27 protein-coding genes are annotated in these 21,634 nt (G+C 67.7%); 19 read left to right on the plus strand and 8 right to left on the minus strand.

The genetic code is table 11. The annotated features are described in order from the left end of the window. Positions 1-15: 15 nt before the first annotated feature. A complete protein-coding gene (locus tag ASE64_RS14710; protein WP_055782239.1) occupies positions 16-198 on the minus strand; it encodes a hypothetical protein in 183 nt (60 codons plus the stop codon). A gap of 157 nt (positions 199-355) precedes the next feature. On the opposite strand from ASE64_RS14710, the gene ASE64_RS14715 reads away from it, so the two are divergent. Beyond that, a complete protein-coding gene (locus tag ASE64_RS14715) occupies positions 356-562 on the plus strand; it encodes a hypothetical protein (protein ID WP_156351963.1) in 207 nt (68 codons plus the stop codon). Between the two features lie 9 nt (positions 563-571). On the opposite strand, the gene ASE64_RS14720 is transcribed toward ASE64_RS14715, so the two are convergent. Beyond that, entirely contained in the window at positions 572-1,228 is a 657-nt protein-coding gene (locus ASE64_RS14720; protein ID WP_055782245.1) for a TetR/AcrR family transcriptional regulator, read from the minus strand. Between the two features lie 164 nt (positions 1,229-1,392). Here ASE64_RS14720 and ASE64_RS14725 point away from each other — a divergent pair, with 164 nt between their 5' ends. Beyond that, on the plus strand, positions 1,393-1,713 hold the full coding sequence (locus tag ASE64_RS14725) for a DUF3072 domain-containing protein (protein ID WP_055783098.1): 321 nt from the start codon (positions 1,393-1,395) through the stop codon (positions 1,711-1,713). Positions 1,714-1,736: 23 nt separating this feature from the next. Here ASE64_RS14725 and ASE64_RS14730 read toward each other — a convergent pair whose 3' ends face one another. Beyond that, positions 1,737-2,813, minus strand: a complete 1,077-nt coding sequence (locus ASE64_RS14730; RefSeq protein WP_055782248.1) for a Gfo/Idh/MocA family protein — start codon at positions 2,811-2,813, stop codon at positions 1,737-1,739. Between the two features lie 19 nt (positions 2,814-2,832). Next, positions 2,833-3,198, minus strand: coding sequence for a DUF1801 domain-containing protein (locus ASE64_RS14735; RefSeq protein WP_055782249.1), 366 nt, complete (start codon positions 3,196-3,198; stop codon positions 2,833-2,835). 272 nt (positions 3,199-3,470) lie between these two features. Between ASE64_RS14735 and ASE64_RS14740 the strand changes: the two genes are divergently transcribed. Next, on the plus strand, positions 3,471-4,475 hold the full coding sequence (locus tag ASE64_RS14740) for a hypothetical protein (RefSeq protein WP_055782253.1): 1,005 nt from the start codon (positions 3,471-3,473) through the stop codon (positions 4,473-4,475). Positions 4,476-4,583: 108 nt separating this feature from the next. Further along, positions 4,584-5,993: a chaplin family protein gene (locus ASE64_RS14745; RefSeq protein ID WP_055782256.1), complete on the plus strand. Its 1,410-nt coding sequence runs from the start codon at positions 4,584-4,586 to the stop codon at positions 5,991-5,993. Positions 5,994-6,108: 115 nt separating this feature from the next. Here ASE64_RS14745 and ASE64_RS14750 read toward each other — a convergent pair whose 3' ends face one another. From ASE64_RS14750 to ASE64_RS14760, 3 genes are read right to left on the minus strand one after another with little or no spacing between them, the layout of a single operon-like run. After that, positions 6,109-6,597, minus strand: a complete 489-nt coding sequence (locus tag ASE64_RS14750; RefSeq protein WP_055782259.1) for an SRPBCC family protein — start codon at positions 6,595-6,597, stop codon at positions 6,109-6,111. A gap of 11 nt (positions 6,598-6,608) precedes the next feature. After that, positions 6,609-7,037, minus strand: coding sequence for a ribosomal maturation YjgA family protein (locus tag ASE64_RS14755; protein WP_162234576.1), 429 nt, complete (start codon positions 7,035-7,037; stop codon positions 6,609-6,611). Continuing rightward, positions 7,010-7,684 carry a nucleoside/nucleotide kinase family protein gene (locus ASE64_RS14760; protein ID WP_235480651.1) on the minus strand — a complete coding sequence of 225 codons (675 nt, stop codon included), beginning with the start codon at positions 7,682-7,684 and terminating at the stop codon, positions 7,010-7,012. The genes ASE64_RS14755 and ASE64_RS14760 overlap by 28 nt, the downstream gene beginning before the upstream one ends. Positions 7,685-7,750: 66 nt before the next feature. On the opposite strand from ASE64_RS14760, the gene ASE64_RS14765 reads away from it, so the two are divergent. The 5 genes from ASE64_RS14765 to ASE64_RS14785 all read left to right on the plus strand — a co-directional run bounded on the left by ASE64_RS14765 (position 7,751) and on the right by ASE64_RS14785 (position 12,154). Then, positions 7,751-8,398 carry a dienelactone hydrolase family protein gene (locus tag ASE64_RS14765; protein WP_055782261.1) on the plus strand — a complete coding sequence of 216 codons (648 nt, stop codon included), beginning with the start codon at positions 7,751-7,753 and terminating at the stop codon, positions 8,396-8,398. A gap of 118 nt (positions 8,399-8,516) precedes the next feature. Next, a complete protein-coding gene (locus ASE64_RS14770; protein ID WP_055782265.1) occupies positions 8,517-9,419 on the plus strand; it encodes an ABC transporter ATP-binding protein in 903 nt (300 codons plus the stop codon). Then, positions 9,416-10,270 (plus strand): ABC transporter permease, encoded by an 855-nt coding sequence (locus ASE64_RS14775; protein WP_055782268.1) that lies wholly within the window; start codon positions 9,416-9,418, stop codon positions 10,268-10,270. Before ASE64_RS14770 ends, ASE64_RS14775 begins: the two co-directional genes overlap by 4 nt. A 61-nt stretch (positions 10,271-10,331) precedes the next feature. Then, complete coding sequence (locus tag ASE64_RS14780) at positions 10,332-11,552, plus strand: sensor histidine kinase (RefSeq protein WP_082466393.1); 1,221 nt, start codon at positions 10,332-10,334, stop codon at positions 11,550-11,552. Beyond that, a complete protein-coding gene (locus ASE64_RS14785) occupies positions 11,549-12,154 on the plus strand; it encodes a response regulator transcription factor (RefSeq protein ID WP_055782273.1) in 606 nt (201 codons plus the stop codon). The genes ASE64_RS14780 and ASE64_RS14785 overlap by 4 nt, the downstream gene beginning before the upstream one ends. Here ASE64_RS14785 and ASE64_RS14790 read toward each other — a convergent pair. Next, positions 12,151-12,672: a DinB family protein gene (locus ASE64_RS14790; protein WP_055782276.1), complete on the minus strand. Its 522-nt coding sequence runs from the start codon at positions 12,670-12,672 to the stop codon at positions 12,151-12,153. The two genes, ASE64_RS14785 and ASE64_RS14790, sit on opposite strands and share 4 nt — an antisense overlap. A gap of 99 nt (positions 12,673-12,771) precedes the next feature. Here ASE64_RS14790 and ASE64_RS14795 point away from each other — a divergent pair, with 99 nt between their 5' ends. The 10 genes from ASE64_RS14795 (at position 12,772) to ASE64_RS14840 (ending at position 21,633) form a co-directional block, all read left to right on the plus strand. Further along, complete coding sequence (locus tag ASE64_RS14795) at positions 12,772-13,071, plus strand: DUF2470 domain-containing protein (protein WP_055782279.1); 300 nt, start codon at positions 12,772-12,774, stop codon at positions 13,069-13,071. Positions 13,072-13,179: 108 nt separating this feature from the next. Then, entirely contained in the window at positions 13,180-13,833 is a 654-nt protein-coding gene (locus tag ASE64_RS14800) for a biliverdin-producing heme oxygenase (RefSeq protein ID WP_055782282.1), read from the plus strand. A gap of 150 nt (positions 13,834-13,983) precedes the next feature. After that, positions 13,984-14,649: a hypothetical protein gene (locus tag ASE64_RS14805; RefSeq protein WP_055782286.1), complete on the plus strand. Its 666-nt coding sequence runs from the start codon at positions 13,984-13,986 to the stop codon at positions 14,647-14,649. Positions 14,650-14,679: 30 nt separating this feature from the next. Continuing rightward, positions 14,680-15,054, plus strand: a complete 375-nt coding sequence (locus tag ASE64_RS14810; RefSeq protein WP_055782289.1) for a PRC-barrel domain-containing protein — start codon at positions 14,680-14,682, stop codon at positions 15,052-15,054. 106 nt (positions 15,055-15,160) lie between these two features. Beyond that, positions 15,161-15,838, plus strand: a complete 678-nt coding sequence (locus tag ASE64_RS14815) for an NUDIX hydrolase (RefSeq protein WP_055782292.1) — start codon at positions 15,161-15,163, stop codon at positions 15,836-15,838. 83 nt (positions 15,839-15,921) lie between these two features. Continuing rightward, complete coding sequence (gene nadA, locus ASE64_RS14820) at positions 15,922-17,238, plus strand: quinolinate synthase NadA (protein WP_055782295.1); 1,317 nt, start codon at positions 15,922-15,924, stop codon at positions 17,236-17,238. A gap of 1 nt (position 17,239) precedes the next feature. Then, positions 17,240-18,913: an L-aspartate oxidase gene (gene nadB, locus ASE64_RS14825; RefSeq protein ID WP_055782298.1), complete on the plus strand. Its 1,674-nt coding sequence runs from the start codon at positions 17,240-17,242 to the stop codon at positions 18,911-18,913. Between the two features lie 4 nt (positions 18,914-18,917). After that, positions 18,918-19,772, plus strand: a complete 855-nt coding sequence (gene nadC, locus ASE64_RS14830; protein WP_055783107.1) for a carboxylating nicotinate-nucleotide diphosphorylase — start codon at positions 18,918-18,920, stop codon at positions 19,770-19,772. Further along, a complete protein-coding gene (locus tag ASE64_RS14835; protein ID WP_055782301.1) occupies positions 19,769-20,908 on the plus strand; it encodes a cysteine desulfurase family protein in 1,140 nt (379 codons plus the stop codon). The genes nadC and ASE64_RS14835 overlap by 4 nt, the downstream gene beginning before the upstream one ends. Before the next feature lie 29 nt (positions 20,909-20,937). Next, entirely contained in the window at positions 20,938-21,633 is a 696-nt protein-coding gene (locus ASE64_RS14840) for an alpha/beta fold hydrolase (RefSeq protein ID WP_055782304.1), read from the plus strand. Position 21,634: the final 1 nt, after the last annotated feature.

A 21,634-nucleotide genomic window follows, 5' to 3' on the forward strand; every position in this document is an offset into this window, starting at 1 on the left:
CGGAGCTCCTCCGACTCAGTTCTGAGCGGGGTCTTCGAGGTCTTTCTTCGCGCTGTCGGAGTCGCCGTCGGCCTGCTCGTCTTCTTCGATGTTGAAGTGCGACGCCTCGCCGTGACCCAGCGCGATTCCATCGTCGGAGTTGGGGATGGTTCCGTCTTCGCCGAGCTTCTCGCCCTCGGTGGGAATGCTGTCTGACATGCTGCTCCTTTGTTTCGGTGACGAGCACCAGTCAAATGCGATCTGCCTGGCCGTGCCAGGGGCTGGCGCGTCGAGGTCGGACGTGCTTGCCTGGATGAGCCGTCGAAGACGGCGACGATTCGAGGTCGGGCAGAGGCCCGCCAGATTGGACGAGATCATGAGCGACCAGCAGAGCGAGTTCGACAAGAAAGAGGTCGACGAGGGCGAACAGATCGTTCCGGGCGTCGAGACCGAGGGCGTAGCGGCCACCGAAGCCGTGTCGCACTCCTTCGGCGCGGTCGAAGAGCAGCTGCCGACCGATGGGATGGGCGATGACGACCTCGACCTGCGCTCACCGGGAGCGGGATCGACCGAGGCCGACTAGAGACGACGCTCAGTCGTCGAGGTAACTCTGCGTGCGCTCGAGGTAGTCCTCGAGGTAGCCGATGGCCAGACGCGTGCACTCGTCTATGAAGAACTGGTCACCCGTCGCGTCGGTCTCGAACGCCTTTGCCGTGAGGGTGTCGACGATCTCGATCACGACCTCGACGTGCTTGAGCAGATCGGGCCGCTTGCGCGACACCTCGAAGCGCTCGAAGAACAGCTCTCCGAGCTGGTGGGCGAGCACCGTGCGATTGCTGTCGGTGTTGTCGATGAGGTTGCGATCGATGGCATCGCCCAGCCGCAGCCAGCGGAAACCCGGCTCCGTCTTATAGAGGGTGCAGTATGCCTTGATGACTCGACCGAGCAACTCCTGCCACTCGGCGTCTCTGCTCTCGAGAGCCTCCTGAGATGCCTGCATCAGGCGAGTGAGGTTTCGCGTGGCGAGGGCGGCGGCGATCGCTGTCATGCCGTCGAAGTAGCGATAGATCCCCGGGCCGGACATACCCACGCGCTTCGCGATGAGGGTCGGTGACACGTTGCCATAGCCCGCCTCGTCGATCAGAGCGGCGGTCGCGTCGAGAATCGACTCGATCCGCTGGGCACTGCGATCCTGGCGCGGGCTTCGGCGCAGGGCTGCGCGCGCGACATCGACGGGTTCATGAGGCATAAGGCACAACACTACCGAGTTTTACTTACCCCGAATCGGGGTCACGAAGCGAACATACAGCCCGTCTGCAGCCCCGCACTGTGGAGTTGAACTCTCGCTACTCTGCCGAAGCCGGATGCGCCACCCCCGGCCGCGTGTCGGACGCCACCCGTAGCGTGGTGGGCATGTCAGACATTCAGAACAGCGACGCGGCCGTCGAGCCGGCAACACCTTCGATCACTCAGAACGACTCCCCTGCAGAAACGGGTGCCGCAGGCGGCGAGGCCGAGACGCTGGGTGCGCCTCGACCCGACGGCGACGACTCATCCGCCGCCAAAGATCCCGAAGACTGGGTCACCGGCGACGAGCCGATGACCGGCCCGCAGAAGAGCTACCTCGACACGCTTGCGCGCGAGGCCGGCGAAGAGCTTCCCGCCACCCTTACCAAGGCCGAGGCTTCCGAGCACATCGACCGCCTGCAGAAGGTCACCGGCCGCGGCCAGTAGATCGCGCGCCGTCGGCTCGCGAGCTATTCGGCGTTGCTGCCGTACGAGCCGACGGCGGTGTGGATCAGCTCGATGATCTCGAGCGAGCGCAATGCGTCGCGCGGGTCGACGGGCAGCGGTCCGCCGTGAAGCAGCGCTTCGGCGAGCAGCTCGTAGAAGGTCGCGTATTTGCCCGCCTGCGTGGGCAGTGCCACGACCTCGCCGTCGACCCCGAGTAGCCCCCAGCGGTCTTCCCCATAGACGCCGAAGCCGTCGTCGGTCGGCAGAGCGCCGTCGCGCAGCTGTGCCTCCTGGGGGTCCAACCCCCAGCTCGTGTAGGCCGAGGTCGAGCCCAAGACGTGAAAGCGCGCGCCGACCTGGGCCGCCATGCCGTTCATCCACAGCTGGGTGCGCACTCCCGAGCGGTGCTCGAGCAGCACTGTGGTGTCGTCGTCGGCTACTCCGCCTTCTCTGCGCGTCAGTACCTCGGCGTGCACGCCCTCGACATCGCCGAAGAGTTGCAGGGCCTGATCGATCAGGTGCACTCCGAGGTCGTAGAGAATGCCTCCGCCCTCCGCCGCGGTGGCCTCCGCCTTCCACGACTTCGCCGGCACAGGCTTCCACCATTCGAAGCGGGATTCGAAGCGACGTACCTCGCCCAGCTGCCCTGCCTCGAGCAGCGACGAGAGCGTCAGAAAATCGCCGTCCCAGCGTCGGTTCTGAAAGACGGTGAACGGAAGACCGAGCCGCTCGGCCTTCTCGATGAGAGCAACACCCTCTGCGCTGGTGACGGCGAACGGCTTGTCCACCACGACGGCGACCCCGGCATCCAAGGCCCTGTCAGCGAGCTCGGCGTGGGTGCCCGACGGTGAACCGATGACCACGAGATCGAGCTGCCCTTGAGACGCGCGCTCGAACAGCTCGTCGACGGTGGCGACGATGGCGGCGGCCGGATGCAGGTGCGCGGCCTCGGCTGCACGTTCGGCATTCGACGTGACGATGACCGACACCTCGAAGTCGGGGTTCGTGGCGAGGAACGGCGCGTGGAACACGCGACCTGACAGGCCGAATCCGATGATTCCTGTGCGGATGGGGCGAGAGAACGGTGTGGCGGTCGACATGCCTCGAGGCTACCGGGCACTACCGCGAGCGCGCGACGAGGGCGTGCAGCACGCGGGTGAGTTCGGGCAGTTTCTCTGCGAGTTCGTCTGCGCTGCGCACGAAGATCATGCGGCGTCCGTCTGGGTAGTCGCCCTCGAGAATCTCGCTCTCGATATCGGGGGCCGAGGGATGGTGAACGACGAGATGAAGATGGTCATCGGGGCGCAGCATGAACGTGTACAGGTAGTCGGTCCCGAGGCGAAAGCTGGGGGCGTTCCACTTCCACTCCTCCACGATCCGAGCATCGACGGCGAGCGTGTGTTTGCGAAGAAGATCGATCTGATCGCGCAACGGATGCGCGCGCCGGTCGAGGGCTTCGTCGACGGAGACCGGCTTCTGGGGCATGCGCTCAGGCTAGTGGTCGGGCCGTTCCCACCGCCGAATCGAAGATTCCTCTGTTCATAATTTCGCGAGTCGACTTATCTGTCGACATCACTCAATGCCCCCGAGCGCCCGCGGAATCGCGGGTATTCGCCCGCACGAACCGATTCGACGCTCATCGTACGAACGCACCGATCCGTCACGAAAGGTTCGCCACCCGAAATATCCGAGCTCCTTTACCGCGCTTCGACGTCGTGCCTAGATTGGAGGTATTCAGCCGCTTGGGGGTGATTGACATGGATGCCATCGAAGAGCACCGTCCTGTCAGTCGCCTGCGGCTTCTTCTTCTCGGCGGCCTTGTCGGAGCGGGATTCGTCGTCGGCGGAATCTTCATGACGGCTACTCCAGCGCACGCTGGCGGAGGACTCCTCGATGGCGTCGGGGACGTCGTCTCCGGCGTGACCCAGCCCGTGAGCCAGGTGGTCGATGCGGTCGTCGAGCCCGTTGCACCCGTCGTCGACAGCGTCACGTCGATCGTGCCAGCGCCGGTCGCCGAGGTTGTGCAGCCCGTCGTCGAACCGGTCGTGGAGCAGGTCGTCGTGCCCGTGGTCGAGGCCGTACCCGAGGCACCCGTGTCCGAGATCGTCCAGCCTGTCACCGATCTCGTCGACCCTGTCGTCGCGGCGGTTCCCGTCGTGAACGACCTTCTTGGATCCACCCCCACTGCGAGTGTCACGGCGCCGGTCGTCGACCTCGTCGACACCACTGTCGGTCAAGTGACGGACACCGTGACCGCCGTGACACCAGCTCTGCCGGGCGCATCCACTCCGATCGGACCGGGCGTCGACCTCCCCTCGCTTCCCGGCCTAGATCTTCCCGACTCCGCGTCTCCCGGAACGGTTGTCACGATCCTCGGGGTGACGGTCACGGTCCCGCCCGCCTCCGCCTCGGAGCCGTTCTCCAGCCCGACGTCGGTGCCGTTCCGCGGAGCAGCCGCGTCTACTCCCACTCCTGGTCTCCCCGCCCCGGGGCAGGCCGGTTCCGCCAGCTCTTCAACGCCTTCGTCCCCGGGTTCCCCTGCACCCGCCGGGCCTTCGGAGGGTTCTCCCGTGGTCTTGCCCACTCCGTCTGGAAGTGGCGGCCAGGGAACGGGCGGCGGGGCCGGTTCCGGCGCCCCGGCAGCACTCGAATCCATCTCCGGCGCGATCTTCGGACACGCCGCTCTCACTCTGCGCGCTCTCGCCTCCGACGACGCGCTCCCCGCTTCACCCACGTTCGACCTCGGTTCGACTCCTGACTGACTGAGTTCGCACCTGCCCGATTCCAGAGGCAGACACCGCGAACCATCTCCCCCGCCAACCGCGCGGCTGGAGCTCATCAGTCTCACCATCTTTTGGAGTTGAATCATCATGAAGAAGTTCATTCAGAGAGGGCTGTACTTCACCCTCTTCGTCGGTGGCCTTTCGTGCCTCGGCGTAGCCGCAGCGAACGCCGCTGACACCACCTCAGGCGACGACGGCCTGCTCTCGGGAACTCAGATCGGCGTCGGTCTCGACGTTCCGGTCGACCTCTCGGGCAACTCGATCAGCATCCTCGGGGATGCCACGTCCACGGCTCCTGAGGCGGCTCCGGCCGCTCCTGTCACCGAACCCGCCGCCCCGGCAGCGGAACCCGTCGCCGAGGCGACGACGTCCGGCGACGACGGTGTCGCGTCCGGCAGCCAGGCCATCGTGGATGTCGCCATCCCGATCGATGTGTCGGGTAACGCGATCAGCGTGATCGGCGACTCCGAGCAGTCCGGGGCCACCGAGTCCGCGCCCGCCCCCGAAGCCGCACCGGCAGAGTCGGCACCCGTCACCACGACGGGAACCGACTCGCTGCTGGGCGGAACACAGGGCCTTGCGAACATCGATATTCCGATCACGGTCGGCGGCAACGCCATTACCGTCATCGGTGACTCGAGTAGCACGGACAGCACCATCGGCCCGGACACATCGAACGGAGCGTCCGACGCTCCCGTCGGCGCCGGCGCCTCCACCTCGGGCGACGACGGCATCCTCGGCGGAACGCAGGTCGTTCCCGTCATCGGAGCACCTGTCACCGTGGGCGGCAACGCCATCACGCTTATCGGCGACGCCGAGTCGACCGGCTCTGCGACGACCGGCGGAACGACCGGCGGAACCGGATCCGGCACGACCGGACCCGGCGCATCCACCGACGGAACCGACAGCGTTCTCGGCGGCACCCAGGTACTCGGCGACATCGGAGCACCGGTCACGGTCGGCGGCAACGCCATCACACTGATCGGCGACCCGACCACCACGGGATCGGATGTCACCGGTGGCAGCACCGGCGGCTCGTCGGAGAACACCACCGGCGGCGACGGAAGCATCGGAGGAGGAACGCAGATCATTCCGGTGATCAACATTCCGATCGATCTGGGCGGCAACGCGATCACGGTGATCGGCGACCCGACGGTCGACCCCGCCGGACCGACCACGCCGACGGACCCGACCGACCCCACGGACCCCACGGACCCCACGGACCCGACCGACCCCACGGACCCGACGACCCCCACGGACCCGGGTACGCCGACCACCACCACCGTGGTCCCCGCCGGTAGCGTCGCCGCCGGTAGCGTCACCTCCGGCAACGTCACCGCCGCCGGCGTCTCCGCTTCGGGTTACACCGGAGGCGGCACGTCGGGTCTCGCCCTCACCGGCGTCTCGGCGGCGCCGCTCGCAGGAGCCATCGCGCTCCTGCTGCTGGCCGGACTCGCTCTCATGATCGTGTCGCGGAAGAAGGCCGCTCGCATCTGAGAGTCAGCCCGCACCAGCCCGCGCCGGGCACCGCATTCTCCATCCGCGGTGTCCGGCACGGGCGCGCGCGCAGCACGTCATCATGGCGACCCGGATGCTCGCCGGGGCGTTCTGATCAGCGTGCTGGTGCGTTCACTGCGGCCAGCACCACCGGGTCTTCGCACCCCGCGGCGTAGCCCCGGATGCGACGGTCGATGTCACGCTGAAGCACGACGGCGCCGATCCGTTCCGCGAGAGGCGCGAGCCACTTGGGTTTGCACGTGAAGTTGTACCGCCAGACGGCGAGGGTGCTGCCCGGAGCGCCGTCGACGGGGGTGAATCGCCACCCGCCGCCGAGCTTCTCGAAGAACCACGACCCCTTGGTCATCTTCATACCCACGTTCGACGGCGGCTTGTACGACACGTACTCGCTCTCCATGCGAAAACCGAACCGCTGCACCGTGTAGGTGAACACGCCCTTCGCCGGCACTGTGGCCCCGTGCAGAAAGTACTGCTTTCTGATGAACGGATCCCAGCGCTTGCGGATCTCACCCGTCGTCTGCGAGACGGCGAAGGCCGTCTCGACGTCGACCGGAACAACACAGCGGGACTCGACGACGGGCATGCTTCATCCTGTCATGCGGCAGGAGGCGCAGCACTCTTCGACCGCGCGCCGAGCACCCTCAGCACGACGTTGTCGACGGACCAGACCGCGAGCGCGCCGATCGCGTACGAGACCAGGTCTACGGCAGAGAACGATGCCCCCAGCAACAGCCGGGCAGGTGCGAACGCATCTCCCCACTGCTCCGGAAGGCCGGTGAGCTGGAGCACCTCCACAAGGGCGCTGAACGCGAACGCGATGACCGCGAGCATCCAGAGCCGAGCCCTCGCGAACACGAGACGCAGAATCAGGTAGACGAGCACCGTGTACAACGAGTCCGCGATGAATGCCACCACCGGGCCCTCTAGCGTGTGCACGCCCAGCCCGATCGCGATGACCGCGCACGCCGCGATGGCGAACGCGATGCGCTGCCGGATCACACCGGCTCGGCGTCGGGCGCCCACTCGGTCAGATCCAGGATGCGATCGGCTGCGCCCTCGCGCGACTCGATGAGCCGCGCGTTCGGCTCGTCGACGGCCTGCACCCACTCGCGCGCCGCATCCGGAGTCTTGCCGAACGCCTCGTGCCGGGCGATCAGCCGGCGATGCCGCAGCGACGAGTCGGTGACGACGTGCCACGAGGTGTCGAGTTGCCGGCGCACCGCACCCCAGGCCTCGCCGGGGAGGAGCAGATAGTTGCCCTCGGTCACGATGATGTCGTCGCTCGACTCGATGGCGCGGGCTCCCGCGAGCGGCTGCTCGAGACGGCGATCGAAGTCGGGCACGTAGATCGTATGCCGGGGTCGGGCGCGAAGAGTTTCGAGCAAGCGCGCATAACCGAAGGCGTCGAACGTCTCGGGGGCGCCCTTGCGCTCGAGGAGGCCCTGGCGCGCGAGCTGCTCGTCGGCGAGATGAAAACCGTCCATCGGCAGGTATGCCGCTCCCGGACCGATGGCCCGCACGAGTTCTCGCGCCAGGGTGGACTTGCCCGATCCTGGCGACCCCGAGATGCCCACGATCACGCGGCCACTCGTTCCTCGGGGAAGCTCCCGGACGAGCGCGGTCAACTGGGCCTCGACGGAGGAGACGACGATGGGAGCGGGTCTGGTCACGGTGACTACCGTACGCACTCACCGCTCGCTCGCTAGACTTCGACAGCAGCCAAAGAAGGATTCCTCGTGACAGAGCTCGTCGACATCCCCTCCCCCGGATGGCCCCTCGTCTTCGGCAGCGAAGGCATGCCTGCGATAGTGCTGGTGCACGATGACTACGGGCGGCTGCCGTATCTAGAGGCGTACGCCACCGCACTCTCGAAGCAGGGGTTCTTCGTCGTCGTGCCCGACCTCTTCAACGGAGTCGCCGCTGTCGACGCGGAGGGTGTGGAAATGCTCCGATCGCGCCTCGACGAGGGTTTCGCCAGCGCGACACTCTCCGACGCAATCGCCCTCGGTCGCAGTTCCGGCGCGGCGCGCATCGGCATCATCGGCATGGGGATGGGTGGCCGACTGGCATTGCGCAGCGCGCAGGAGGGTTCGGTCGATGCGGTCGTCGCCTACTACGCCGGATTGAACGACTCGGAGGGCGGCATCGTTCCGTGCCCCGTCGCGTTGCACTACTCCGAGTTCGACGAATGGGGCTCCGGCCTGGCCGCCGACCTCTTCATCAGCCGCCTCAAGGAGGTGGGCACACCGGTGACCCGGCACAACTACATCGGCACGTCGACCTACTTCGCGAACGCGACGATCTCGACGGTGCTCGACAAGAATGCCGCGGCCCTGGCGTTCGCTCGCTCGACCTATTTCATGCAGGGCCAGTTGCTCGACTGATCGCTCTCGCCGCAGCGGAACCCCACCCCGCGAAACAGGCAGAGAGGTGACGGATGTCATAGGGCGAAGGTGACAGGCCTCAGACGTGCCCGACGGTTCGGGCCGCCAGGCTGGAGCCATGACCTCCCCCTCTATCCCTGCCATCCACGCGACGGCACTCGCAAAGAGCTTCGGCGACGTGCGCGCCGTCACCGGCGTCGACCTCACCGTGCAGCCCGGCGAGATCGTCGCGTTTCTCGGCCCCAACGGCGCCGGCAAGACCACGACCATCGACATGATGCTGGGCCTCACCCCTCCCGATGGTGGAGATGTGGAGGTCTTCGGCCTCGCCCCGCGGGCCGCCATCTCGCGCGGCCTCGTGTCGGCCGTACTGCAGACGGGCGGCCTGCTCAAAGACCTGACCGTGCGGGAGACCCTCGATCTGACCGCCAGCCTCTTCGCCGATACCCGTCCGGTCGCGGAGGTGCTCGACCGCGCGGGCATCACCGACATCGCCGCCCGACGAGTCGGTCTGTGTTCGGGCGGCCAACAGCAGCGCCTGCGCTTCGCGATGGCTTTGCTCTCCGACCCGGGTCTCCTCATTCTCGACGAACCGACGACCGGTATGGATGTCGAGGGAAGACGAGCGTTCTGGAGCGCCATCCGCGCCGACGCGGACCGTGGCCGCACGGTGCTCTTCGCCACGCACTATCTCGATGAGGCCGACGAGTATGCCGACCGCATCGTGCTGATGAGCCGAGGCACGATCGTGGCAGACGGGGCTACGGCCGACATCAAGAACCTCGTCTCCGGCCGTATCCTCCGAGCGACGCTGCCGGATGCCGATGTCGCCGAACTCGCGGCCCTCCCGTCGGTCGACGACGCGTCGGTACAGGGCGAGCGCATCACCCTGCATACGAGCGATTCGGATGCTCTCGCTCGGCATCTGCTCACCCACACGGCCGCTCGAGACATCGAGATCACGAGCCAGAACCTCGAGAGCGTCTTTCTCGCCCTCACCTCAGAAGGAGTCTCCGCATGACCACCCACATCGTGCCCGCAGAGTCGAACAGGCAGCAGACCACTCCGTCGTCCGCCGCCCGCGTGCAGCTCGACCGCCGGGTTCCGCCGTTCGGCGGCTTCACGTGGACCTATTTGCGTATCGAGCTCGCCCGCAAGCTCCGCAACCGTCGCACGCTCATCTTCACCCTGATCTTCCCGGTCATGATGTTCTTGATCGTCGGCTATCCCATGCGCGACGTTCCCCTCACCGATACCGCCGTCGCCGATGGCGGGCCGTCGGTCGCGGCCTTCATCATGGTGTCGATGGCGATGTACGGCGCCATGATGTCGGCGACCCAGACCGGCGCATCCGTCGCCGTGGAGCGAGCGCAGGGATGGAGCCGGCAGTTGCGGCTCACGCCCCTGAACCCGCTGGTGAACGTGCTCATCAAGATGATCGCGGGCATGCTGCTCGGGCTCGTCGCGGTGATCGCGACCTACGTGGTCGGCGCTGTCAGCGGCATCCAGCTCTCGGCTGTGCAGTGGATCTCGACGGGCCTCGTCGGATGGCTGCTCGCCAGCGCTGTGTTCACGACGCTCGGGCTGATGGTCGGCTACCTCGTGCCGGGTGAGAATGCGGCGCAGGTGACGAGCCTCGCCATCGTGCTGCTCGCCTTCATCGGCGGATTGTTCTATCCCGTCTCGAGCATGCCCGACTTCATGCAGACGATCGCGGCGTTCACCCCCGTGTACGGCATCAGCGAACTGGCTAGGGCGCCCCTGACCGGTGACGGCTTCCATCTCGCCGCCCTGGCGAACGCACTCACATGGTTCGTCGTCTTCCTCGCCGGCACCGTCTTCTTCTTCCGGCGCGATACGAAGCGGGTGTGAGGATGGCGAGGCTCGACGGGCGTGCAAGCCCGTCGGCGGCCGCGGCCTTTAGGGTGGGCGGGTGACGAAGATCGACGAACCGCGTAGATTCGGCCCGGGATGGCCGATCCGGTCTGCGACCGCGGGCCCGGATCCGACGACGACAATGCCTTCCGCCTTGACGTCGTCACGCGCCTACAGCTGGTACATCGGGGCGACGTTCTCGCTGTTCTGGGTGTACTCGATCATTCCGGACATCGCGAGGGTGTCTCGCTCGGCCGTCGAAAGCACCGTTGGCGTCGGCCTGGTCGTGATCTTCAGCCTCTGCTTTCTCGCGGCAGCCCCCATCGCCTGGACCCTCACGACCCGCGGTCGGATCCTCGTATGCGGGGCGATCCTCGCTCTGACACTGCTCTTCGTACCCTGGGTGGGCACCGAAGTGACCGGCCTCTGGACCTACGCCGGCGTGATCATCGGCATGTGCGTCTTCCCTTGGATCTTCACGCTCACGGCGATCGGCACCCTTACCGCGGCCGCGTTAGCTCTGCGCCTTCTCACCGGGCCATGGTCGGATGCCCTGCTGATCGTGCCCGTCATCATCCTGTCGATCTCACTCATGATGGCGGCCTTCGCCCGCACGATGGCCGTCATCAACGAGCTCCGCGCCACCCAGGCAGAACTCGAGGCCGTGACCGCCGAGCGCGAACGGAGCAGGGTCGCACGCGACATCCACGACATTCTCGGCCACTCCCTCACCGTCATCACGGTGAAGTCGGAGCTCGCGGCACGGTTGATGGATGCCGACCCCGAGCGTGCGCGCTCCGAGATCGAAGATGTCGAGACGATCGCTCGGGGGGCCTTGGCCGACGTGCGCGCGACCGTCTCGGGTGTGCGCGGCGTCACCGCCAGCGGAGAGCTCGCGGCCGTGCGACGGGCCCTCGCCGCGGCGGGCGTCGAGGCGGAACTCCCGTCGTCGACCGACACCGTTCCAGCGGAGCACCGCGAGCTCGTCGGCTGGGTGATCCGCGAGGGCGTCACGAATGTCATCCGGCATGCGGGCGCGTCGCGTTGCCGCATCCGCATCTCCGAGCACGACGTGACCATCGACGACGATGGACGTGGTCCCGCGGCACCCATTGGAGCAGGCTCGATGTCGTCGACGGGACTGCGGGGTCTGCGCGAACGCGTCGAATCGGCCGGCGGATCTCTGCGATTCGGTCCGGGCGAGCTCGGCGGCTTCACCCTCACGGCGTCGCTCCCCGACGCGGCGGCGCTTTCTCAGACAGCAGGGGCACAGTCATGATCCGGTTGCTGATCGCCGACGACCAGGCGCTGGTGCGCGGTGCGCTCACCGCGCTCCTCTCGCTCGAGGCAGACATCGAGGTGGTCGCCGAGGTGGGGCGTGGCGACGAGGTCGTGGATGCCGCCAGGGCGTCCGCCGCCGATGTCGCTCTGCTCGACATCGAGATGCCCGGCATCGACGGCATCGCCGCCGCGGCAGAACTGCGCAAGGCGGTGCCGCTGTGCCGGGTGCTGATCGTCACGACATTCGGCCGCCCCGGCTACCTCGTTCGCGCGATGCAGGCGGGAGCCTCGGGTTTCGTCGTCAAAGACACTCCGTCGGCACAGCTGGCCGATGCCGTACGTCGCGTCGCGAATGGTTTCCGGGTGGTCGACCCCTCGCTCGCCGCCGAGTCGCTCGCGCAGGGCGACTCTCCCCTCACGGAACGCGAGACCGACGTGCTCGCGGCCGCTCGCACGGGCGGATCGATCGCCGATCTCGCGCGCATCCTGCATCTGTCGCAAGGCACGGTGCGCAACCACCTGTCGGCGGTGATTGGCAAGACAGGTGCGCGCAATCGAGCGGATGCGGCGCGCATCGCCGAGACGAACGGCTGGCTCTAGCGCTTCGACACGTCGTGCAGGTGATGCACCGGATCGTGGATGAAGTACTGAGCCAGCGTTTCGACGGAGAAACTCGCGCCGTCACCCCGCCGGCCCGACCGGCCCCACGCATCCGGCGGCACGGCGTCGAAGGCGTCGGCGATCTCTCGACCGGCATCGAGCAGCTGGGCCGACACGACCGCGGGGTCCTGCTCGTTGTAGCGTTCCTCGACGGCGGTCGCATCCTGATCCCAGTTGGCGAACAGCGGATCGTTCTCGACGAGCATCAGCTCGAGCCGGCCGCGCATGACCGTGAACACGTCGCGTACGTGCGCCGCGTACTCGAGCGGCGACCAGGTGTCGCCATCCGGTCGCTCTCGCACGTCGGCGCGTCGAAGCACGGCGGGCCAGGCTGCCGCATTCTGACGGGCGAGTTCGGCGACCTCGCGGGCGTCGGCGGTGGATGCGTCGAAACCGCACTCGGGGCACGGCTTCTCGAGCACCCAGGTCCAGCTCTTGGTCTCGGGAACGATAGGCATGGGCCGAGTTTAGGGAGCCGCCGAGCCGCGCCACCAGGCCATTCGCGCCAGCCATCGACGACTTCGTGCCGACCTATGTCGGGCGTATACGCTCGACGGATGAGCACCTTCAGCCCCGACGTCGTCTCCGCGATCCTGAACCACATGAACGGCGACCACACCGATGACAATCTGCTCATCGTGCGGGCGTTCGCGAACCCCGCGGCCACGGCCGCCGTCATGACGGGCTTCGACGGCTCGGTCGCCACCTGGGATGCGACCGCTGCCGGAACCACGAGTGAGGTACGTATCGCGTGGCCCGCCGGCCCGATCACCGAACGCGGCGAGGTGCGCCGCGAGGTCGTCGCGCTCTACGACGCAGCCTGCGCCAAGCTCGGCATCGAGCCGCGCCCGCACTGACAAAGCCCTGAGTGGCACAACTGCGTCTAGCGATCGAACCCGCGTGTCCGATAAAGTAAGGGCAACCTAACTTCACGGTTAGTGAACCACTCATTTGGAGTCGCGATCATGAGCAACGTCATCCCTTTCTCGCAGGCTCTGCGCGAGCGCACCTGGACCAGCCACAGCGAGAGCGAGGGCGCCAGCTTCATGGGCGACCTGATGAGCGGCAAGGGCACGCGCGACGACTACATCGCCCTGGTCGCGCAGCACTTCTTCATCTACGAGGCCATCGAGGCGGCGGCCGACCGCATGAAGAACGACCCGGTCGCGGCACCCTTCATCACTTCGAAGCTGACGCGTCTTCCCGCCATCGAAGAAGACCTTCGGTTTCTCATCGGCGATGACTGGCGCGAGCAGATCGAACCTCTGCCGACCACCGCGCGCTATGTGGCCCGAATCAACGAGGTGGGTGCCACATGGAACGGCGGATTCATCGCCCACCACTACACGCGTTACCTCGGAGACCTCTCGGGCGGCCAGGTCATCCGCACCCTCATGAAGCGCCAGTTCGGATTCGAGACCAACGGCGTGGGCTTCTACCTCTTCGGCGACATCGCCAAGCCGAAGGAATTCAAAGAGACCTATCGGGCCCAGCTCGACGCGACGGGCTGGGATGACGCCGAACGCGACCGCGTGATCGACGAGGTTCTCGTGGCCTACCGCTTCAACACCGATCTCTTCGTCGACCTCGCCCGCGCGAAGGCGACGGCGGCCGCCTGACTCTCCGTCACCGTCCGCCTCTTCGTCGAACGCTTCTGTCAAGCCCGCATCATGCACCGAGTCGACCGCGTACCGTCCCTCTCAAGCGACAAACTCGAGTAACCGCTCCACGGGATGTGCTTGTGGAGCGCCCGATGTGAAGGCAGACCCATGAGCGATCGTCCAGAACACTCCTCCGATCCGTCGACCGGCCTCGAACCGTCGACAGGCCTCGAGCCGGGCGCCGCTGTGCCCGCGGCACCTCAGTCGTCGCTCCGCCAGGAGGTCGTCGAACGAGAGAAGGAGGAGTTCGGAGGCGTCAAGATCGGCTCTGCCTTCTTCGGCTGGTTGACGGCCACCGGCACGGCCGTGATTCTCACCGCCCTCGTCGCCGCGACGGGAGCCGCCATCGGACTCGGTGTGACGGGAGATGTGGACAGCGCAGCTCGGGAGGGCGCAGCGAACGCCGACACCGTGGGCATCGTCGGCGCGATCGCCCTGCTCGTCATCGTCTTCATCGCCTACTACTGCGGCGGGTACGTCGCCGGACGCATGGCCCGGTTCAACGGCATGAAGCAGGGTGTCTTCGTCTGGCTCTGGGCCATCGTCATCGCCATCGTCGTCGCCATCATCACCGCGATCGCGGGCAGCCAATACAACGTCCTCGGCAACCTGAACAGCTTTCCCCGCATTCCGATCGACGAAGGCACGCTCACGACGGCGAGCGTCATCACCGCCATCGCCGTCGCCGTCGTCAGCCTTCTCGGCGCGATCCTGGGCGGCCTCGGCGGTATGAGATTCCACCGCAAGGTCGACCGCGCCGGTCTCGGCCGGTAGTCGCAGCGGCACACGAGCGAGGAGAGACGCATGATCGAATCACGTGACATCGGAGGCATCGTCGGCGCACCGGCGCTCGATCCCGACGGACAGAAGGTCGGAACGGTGACCCAGGTGCTCGTCGACGCCGAGAGCGGGCAGCCTCGCTGGGCGACAGTCAATCCCGGGCTGTTCTCCGGGTCCGACGCTTTTGTTCCGCTGGACCGAGCGGAGTGGGATCGGGAGCATCTTCTCCTGCCCTACTCGAAGGAACAGCTCAAGGACTCGCCGCGGTTCGCCATCGATAAGGCCCTGGTCCCCGCAGAACAGGAACTGCTGCGCAGACACTACGACCCTGATCCTGCGGACGGTAGCGCCGCGACATCCGACGACGCGCCCGGCAAGCACGCGGGCCCGGTGATCTGACCAACGGCCGCCGTCGTCGTGTTTGCGTTCGGGTCATGGTGACACTAAGCTGATTAGAGCACTTAGGGTCACGAATACCTTAAGTCACGACACGATCGGCACGGCCATGAGCCAGCAGCAGGCGAGCATCGCGGTATCCACCGTGATCTTCTCTCTGCGCAGCGATCCGACCACCGGCATCAGCACCGTGTGGATCCCCGTCGTCCGCCGCATCCGGCAACCCGACGAGGGCCGCTGGGCCCTTCCCGGCGGCCCGTTGCGGGCGGATGTCGACCTCGAGGAGGCGGCGCGCGATCACCTTCTCGAGACCACCGGTCTCACGCCCAAGTACCTCGAGCAGCTCTACGCGTTCGGCAAGGTCGGCCGCTCCCCCGGGCAGCGCGTCGTCTCGATCGTGTACTGGGCCCTGGTCGAGAGCGACGAGGCCGCCCGAGCGACCGTGGGCGAGAACGTGACCTGGCTGTCGACCGACGAGCTGCCCGATCTGGCCTTCGATCACAACCTGATCGTCGACTACGCCCTGTGGCGACTGCGCACCAAGATGGAGTACTCCCGTATCGCGCACGCCTTTCTGGGCGACACGTTCACTCTCGCCCAACTGCGCGAGGTGCACGAGGCAGTCAGGCAGAAACCCCTCGATCCGGCCAACTTCCGCCGCATGATCGAGTCGAGTAAGACGGTCGTCCCGACGGGCGAGTTCGTCACCGGCGCGCGGCATCGCCCCGCTCGCCTCTACCGCTACGACGGGTCGATCGACCTCGCCGACAGCGGCCCCCTCCAGTAGAAGACGCCGTTCCCCGAGCCTGTCGAAGGGAACGACCGCACCCATACCCGCTTCGACAGGCTCAGCGAACGAAGAAGACCACCATGACATCCGTCGACACCACCATCCAGCTTCTGACCCGCGAAGAGGCCGCCGGCTCCGCCGCGAGCAGCACCTGCACGCCTGAGCTCGCCCTGCAGCCGTGGGCATTCGACGCGGGCGTTCCGAATTACGGGCCCGGCGCATCCATGACCGACATCATCCCCACCGGATCGCCGGTGCAGGGCCGCCTGCCCGCCGAATACACGACGGCGAGCGCCGACGAACTGGATGCGCGCATCCGGGCCGCGAAGGCGACGCTCGGCGAGCGGGTCGTCGTGCTGGGCCACTTCTATCAGCGCGACGAGGTCGTGCAGTACGCCGACTTCGTGGGCGACTCCTTCCAGCTCGCCAACGCCGCCAAGGCCAAGCCCGATGCCGAGGCGATCGTCTTCTGCGGCGTCCACTTCATGGCCGAGACCGCCGACATCCTGTCTCAGCCGGCGCAGGCGGTCATCCTTCCAAACCTCGCAGCGGGATGCTCGATGGCCGACATGGCCGACATCGACTCGGTCGAAGAGGCGTGGGCCGAGCTCACCGAGATCTACGGCACGGCACCGGATGCCGATGGCCGGGTTCCCGTGATTCCGGTCACCTACATGAACAGCTCGGCCGCGCTCAAGGCGTTCTGCGGCCGCAACGGCGGCATCGTGTGCACCTCGTCGAATGCGGCGACGGTGCTGGAGTGGGCCTTCGAGCGCGGTCAGCGGGTGCTCTTCTTTCCCGATCAGCACCTGGGACGCAACACCGCGAAGGCCATGGGGATCCCCGTGGAGCTGATGCCCATGTGGAACCCGCGGAAGCCGCTGGGCGGCAACTCGGCTTCCGAGCTCGTCGAGGCAAAGGTGGTGCTGTGGCACGGCTTCTGCTCGGTGCACAAGCGCTTCACCCCGGCGCAGATCGCCAAGGCCCGCGCCGAGTACCCCGGCGTTCAGGTGATCGTGCACCCCGAGTGCCCGATGGCCGTCGTCGATGCCGCGGATTCGGCAGGCTCGACCGACTTCATCGTGAAGGCGATCCAGGCAGCCCCGGCCGGCTCGACCTTCGCCATCGGAACCGAGATCAACCTCGTGAACCGCCTCGCCGCCGAGTACCCGCAGCACACCATCTTCTGCCTCGACGACGTGATCTGCCCCTGCTCCACGATGTACCGCATCCACCCCGGTTACCTGGCCTGGGTGCTCGAGGGCTTGGTCGACGGGGTCGTGCGCAATCGCATCCGGGTTGCCGACGATGTGATCGCCGACTCGACAGTCGCACTCGAACGGATGCTTGCGGCCCGGCCGCCCGTGGCGGCGCCCGCCACCGACCCGGTGCGCTGACATGGCGCACGTGATCATCGTGGGCAGCGGCATTGCCGGGCTGGCCACCGCGCTGCACGCCACACTGCAGCACGGGCATGAGGTGACGCTCGTAACCAAAGGCGAGCTCGCCGACAGCAACACCCGCTACGCGCAGGGCGGCATCGCTGCGGCGACCGCACTCGACGACAGCGCCACTCTGCACGCCGACGACACGATCCGGGCGGGGGCGGGGCTGACCGACGAGAGCGCCGCGCGTGTGCTGGCCGACGAAGGGGCGGCGGCCATCCAGAGCCTGATCGAATGGGGCGTGCTGTTCGATCGCCGGCCGGGCAGTTCGGAGCCCGACAGGGCCCTCGAGGCGGCGCACTCGCGGGCGCGAGTGCTGCACGCCGGCGGCGACGCGACGGGGGCGGCCATTGAGTCGGCACTGGTCGCGGCGGTGCGCACCACCGCCGTCGCTGTGCACGAGCACACCATGCTGACCGACCTCGTGCTCGCCGACTCGTCGGGCATGCGCGCCGGTTCGACGCATCCGCTGCCGGTCGACCAGGCGCCGATGCGCCCAGCAGGCGCGGATGCCGGCGGGCGCGTCGTCGGCATCGAGGTGCTGCGGGCCGACGGCGGGCGCGAGGTGCTGTCGGCCGATGCCGTGGTGCTCGCCACCGGGGGCGCCGGGCAGCTCTACTCGCACACCACGAATCCTGCGATCGCCACCGGCGACGGGCTGGCCGCAGCGCTGCGGGCGGGTGTGGCCACGGCCGATCTGGAGTTCTACCAATTCCACCCGACCACGCTCGCCGCCCCCGGAAACTTCTTGGTCTCGGAGGCTGTGCGCGGCGAGGGCGCGGTTCTTCGCAACGAGCGCGGCGAGCGTTTTATGCTCGGCGCGCACCCCGACGCCGAGCTCGCCCCGCGCGACATCGTCGCTCGAGCCATCGCGGCCGAGATGGCGAAGCAGAACGGCGTGCCCGTGACCCTGGATGCCCGGGGCATCGGTCGAGACACGCTCGCCGCCCGCTTTCCCACGATCATGGCGGCGTGCGCGGCGGCCGGCTTCGACCTCGCCGACGGGCTGGTGCCTGTCGTTCCGGCGGCGCACTACTACATGGGAGGAATCGCGACCGATCTCGATGGCCACACCTCTCATGCGGGGCTCTTCGCGGTGGGCGAGGCGGCGTGCACCGGAGTGCACGGCGCCAATCGGCTGGCCTCGAACAGCCTGCTCGAGGGCGTCGTCTTCGCCCGGCGGGTCGCGGCGGCGCTAGGGGATGCGCCGCTCCCTGAGCTTGTCGAAGGGAGGAACGACCCCCTTCGACAGGCTCAGGGAACGGGTGTCGACCGTTCCGAGCTGCAGCGTCTCATGTGGAGCTATGCCGGGCTGACGCGTTCCGGCGTCGGGCTCGCCACGGCCGCGGCCCGCCTGCGGGTCTGGGCCGATGCATCCGCCGCCCGCACCGACGACCGCGAGCGCATCGAGACCGCGAACCTCGTCACCGTGGCGCAGGCCCTCGTCGCCGCCGCCCTGCTCAGGCGCGAGTCGCGCGGCGCCCACTCCCGCAGCGACTTCACCCAGTCAGATGCGGTCGCCCGTCGGCAGCCGCCTCGCGAGGTCGTTCCGGGCGGCACCGCCCAGCGCGCATCCGATCACGTTTCGGGCGACACCGCCCTCACGCTCCAGACCCAAGGACACTGACATGCTGCTCACACCCCAGGCGATCGACCGCGTCGTCCTCGCCGCTCTCGCCGAGGACGCCCCGTGGGGCGACGCGACCTCCGATGCTTTTCTTCCCGACGGCGCGACGGCCTCCGCCGAGTTGGTGGCCCGCGAGGCCGGAGTGCTCTCGGGCGGCGAGGTCTTCTCGAGAACGATGCTCGCGGCCGACGAGTCGATCACGACCGCGGTGCTGCTCGACGACGGTGAACACTTCGAACCCGGCGCGGTGATCGCCACGGTGTCGGGACCGGCGCGCGGGGTGCTGCTCGGAGAGCGCGTCGCCCTGAACCTCGTGCAGCGTATGAGTGGAATCGCCACCGTGACCGCGCGCTACGTCGATGCGGTCGCGGGAACGCGGGCGCGCATCGTCGACACGCGCAAGACGACTCCGGGGCTGCGTGCCCTCGAGCGCCACGCGGTGCGCAGCGGCGGTGGCGGCAACCACCGCTTCTCACTGAGCGACGCCGTGCTCGCGAAAGACAATCACCTGGCCGTGCTCACGGCATCCGGCGTCTCGCTCACCGACGCGATCATTCGCGCCCGAGCCCGCATCTCGCACACGACCCACCTCGAGGTCGAGGTCGACCGACTCGACCAGATCGAGCCCGTGCTCGCCGGCGGGGTTGACACGATCATGCTCGACAACTTCTCTCTCGACGAGCTGCGCGAGGGCATCGCACTCGTCGCGGGGCGAGCGCTCGTCGAGGCCAGCGGAGGAGTGAACCTCGACACGGTGCGGGCGATCGCCGAGACGGGAGTCGACATCATCTCGGTCGGCGCGCTCACCCACAGCGCACGCGCTCTCGACCTGGGACTCGACCTCAGCGTCGAGGCATGATCTATCTCGACCACGCGGCGACGTCACCCGTTCGCCCGGAGGTGCTGCAGGCGATGTGGCCGCACCTCACGGGTGAGTTCGGCAATCCGTCGAGCCACCACGCTCTCGGCGACGCGGCCTCGCGCGCACTTGCCGACGCCCGCTCGCGCCTCGCTGGCTGGTTCGGCGCGCGGCCGAGCGAGGTCACCTTCACCTCGGGTGGCACCGAGGGCATCAACCTCGCCATCAAGGGCATCGCGCTGGGGCAGCCGCGCGGGCGGCACATCGTGACCACGCCGATCGAGCACGAGGCCACCCTCGAATCGATCAACTTTCTGCGTCGGGTGCACGGCTTCGACGTCTCGCTCGTGCCGGTGGATGCCGATGGCCGGGTCGATCTCGATTCCCTCGCCGGGCTGCTGCGCGACGACACCACGCTCGTGAGCGTGATGGCGGCCAACAACGAGATCGGCACGCTGCAAGAGACGGCCGCGATCGGCGCGCTGGCCCACGCGGCCGGCACCGTGATGCACGTCGACGCCGTGCAAGCTGCGGGCTGGCTCGATGTGAGTCTGGATGCGCTCGGTGCCGACGCCGTGTCGATCTCGGGTCACAAGCTGGGTGCGCCGAAGGGCGTGGGCGCACTGGCGGCGCGCTCTCGGCTGGTTCTCGAGCCGCTGCTGCATGGTGGCGGTCAAGAGCGCGGCCGGCGGTCGGGCACCGAGAACGTGGCTGCTGCGGTGGGGCTCGCCCTCGCGGCAGAGCTGTCTGAGGCCGGGCGAGAGGAAGCGTCCGAACGGGTCACCATGCTGCGCGACGACCTCATCGCGCGCATCGAGGCGGCACTCCCCTCGGCCCGGCTGACCGGCTCTCGCGAGCACAGGCTGCCGTCGATCGCGTCGTTCCTCTTTGCGGGAACGAGCGGTGAGGGCGTTCTACTCGGGCTCGAGGAGCGCGGCGTGGTGTCGTCGAGCGGCTCGGCATGCGCGGCCGGAAGCGACGAGCCGTCGCCGGTGCTGCTCGCGCTGGGCGTCGATCCGCTGGATGCGCAGACCGCCGTTCGGTTCAGCCTCTCGCCGGCGACCACCGCCGCCGACGTGGAGGCCGCGGCCGCTGCGACGACCGAGGCCGTAAAGGCGTTGACCCACCTACGCTGAGGCGGGCCGTTCCGGCGTATCGTGACCCCATGCAGATCGTTCTCGTTCCTGGATTCTGGCTCGGCGCGTGGTCGTGGGCTCCCGTGACCGCGGTCATCGAAGCGGCCGGTCACACCCCGCGCCCGCTGACGCTTCCCGGCATGGACTCGACGGAGTCAGACCGCACCGGCATCACGCTCGACGACCACATCCGATTCGTCGAGGAGTCCATCGCCGACCTCGAGGGCGACATCGTGCTGGTGGGTCACAGCGGTGGCGGATCGGTGATCCATGCTGTGGTCGATCGGCACCCCGACCGCATCCGGCACGCGGTCTACGTCGACAGTGTGCCGACGCCCGACGGCATGGAGGTGAACGCGAACATCCCCGAGGTGGACGGGGAACTGCCCTTGCCCGCGTGGGACTTCTTCGACGACCTCGAGCTCACCGGGCTCGACGAGGCCGACCTCGCGAACTTCCGCGCCCGCGCCGTTGCCACGCCGACGCGGGTCGCCCGCGATCCCCAGATCGTGACGAACGAAGCGCGCTTCGAGGTTGCCGTCACGGTGATCACGTGCACGTTCAGCGCCGAGGAGATGCGCCGCGGCATGGGCGCCGGCGTGCCCTACTTCGCGGAGTTGCCGCGCATCCACGAGGTCGGAATCGTGGAGTTGCCGACCGGACACTGGCCGCAGTTCTCGCGCCCGCGCGACCTGGCCAATGTGATCGTCGCCGCCATCCGCTGAC

The organism is Agreia sp. Leaf210 (assembly GCF_001421485.1).
Taxonomy (GTDB): Bacteria; Actinomycetota; Actinomycetes; order Actinomycetales; family Microbacteriaceae; genus Agreia.

Bases quoted from the DNA above. Each gene is read 5' to 3' on its own strand.
- ASE64_RS14710 (WP_055782239.1), bottom strand. From the start codon at position 198: ATGTCAGACAGCATTCCCACCGAGGGCGAGAAGCTCGGCGAAGACGGA.
- ASE64_RS14715 (WP_156351963.1), top strand. From the start codon at position 356: ATGAGCGACCAGCAGAGCGAGTTCGACAAGAAAGAGGTCGACGAGGGC.
- ASE64_RS14720 (WP_055782245.1), bottom strand. From the start codon at position 1,228: ATGCCTCATGAACCCGTCGATGTCGCGCGCGCAGCCCTGCGCCGAAGC.
- ASE64_RS14725 (WP_055783098.1), top strand. From the start codon at position 1,393: ATGTCAGACATTCAGAACAGCGACGCGGCCGTCGAGCCGGCAACACCT.
- ASE64_RS14730 (WP_055782248.1), bottom strand. From the start codon at position 2,813: ATGTCGACCGCCACACCGTTCTCTCGCCCCATCCGCACAGGAATCATC.
- ASE64_RS14735 (WP_055782249.1), bottom strand. From the start codon at position 3,198: ATGCCCCAGAAGCCGGTCTCCGTCGACGAAGCCCTCGACCGGCGCGCG.
- ASE64_RS14740 (WP_055782253.1), top strand. From the start codon at position 3,471: ATGGATGCCATCGAAGAGCACCGTCCTGTCAGTCGCCTGCGGCTTCTT.
- ASE64_RS14745 (WP_055782256.1), top strand. From the start codon at position 4,584: ATGAAGAAGTTCATTCAGAGAGGGCTGTACTTCACCCTCTTCGTCGGT.
- ASE64_RS14750 (WP_055782259.1), bottom strand. From the start codon at position 6,597: ATGCCCGTCGTCGAGTCCCGCTGTGTTGTTCCGGTCGACGTCGAGACG.
- ASE64_RS14770 (WP_055782265.1), top strand. From the start codon at position 8,517: ATGACCTCCCCCTCTATCCCTGCCATCCACGCGACGGCACTCGCAAAG.
- ASE64_RS14775 (WP_055782268.1), top strand. From the start codon at position 9,416: ATGACCACCCACATCGTGCCCGCAGAGTCGAACAGGCAGCAGACCACT.
- ASE64_RS14785 (WP_055782273.1), top strand. From the start codon at position 11,549: ATGATCCGGTTGCTGATCGCCGACGACCAGGCGCTGGTGCGCGGTGCG.
- ASE64_RS14790 (WP_055782276.1), bottom strand. From the start codon at position 12,672: ATGCCTATCGTTCCCGAGACCAAGAGCTGGACCTGGGTGCTCGAGAAG.
- ASE64_RS14795 (WP_055782279.1), top strand. From the start codon at position 12,772: ATGAGCACCTTCAGCCCCGACGTCGTCTCCGCGATCCTGAACCACATG.
- ASE64_RS14800 (WP_055782282.1), top strand. From the start codon at position 13,180: ATGAGCAACGTCATCCCTTTCTCGCAGGCTCTGCGCGAGCGCACCTGG.
- ASE64_RS14805 (WP_055782286.1), top strand. From the start codon at position 13,984: ATGAGCGATCGTCCAGAACACTCCTCCGATCCGTCGACCGGCCTCGAA.
- ASE64_RS14810 (WP_055782289.1), top strand. From the start codon at position 14,680: ATGATCGAATCACGTGACATCGGAGGCATCGTCGGCGCACCGGCGCTC.
- ASE64_RS14815 (WP_055782292.1), top strand. From the start codon at position 15,161: ATGAGCCAGCAGCAGGCGAGCATCGCGGTATCCACCGTGATCTTCTCT.
- nadA (WP_055782295.1), top strand. From the start codon at position 15,922: ATGACATCCGTCGACACCACCATCCAGCTTCTGACCCGCGAAGAGGCC.
- nadB (WP_055782298.1), top strand. From the start codon at position 17,240: ATGGCGCACGTGATCATCGTGGGCAGCGGCATTGCCGGGCTGGCCACC.
- ASE64_RS14835 (WP_055782301.1), top strand. From the start codon at position 19,769: ATGATCTATCTCGACCACGCGGCGACGTCACCCGTTCGCCCGGAGGTG.
- ASE64_RS14840 (WP_055782304.1), top strand. From the start codon at position 20,938: ATGCAGATCGTTCTCGTTCCTGGATTCTGGCTCGGCGCGTGGTCGTGG.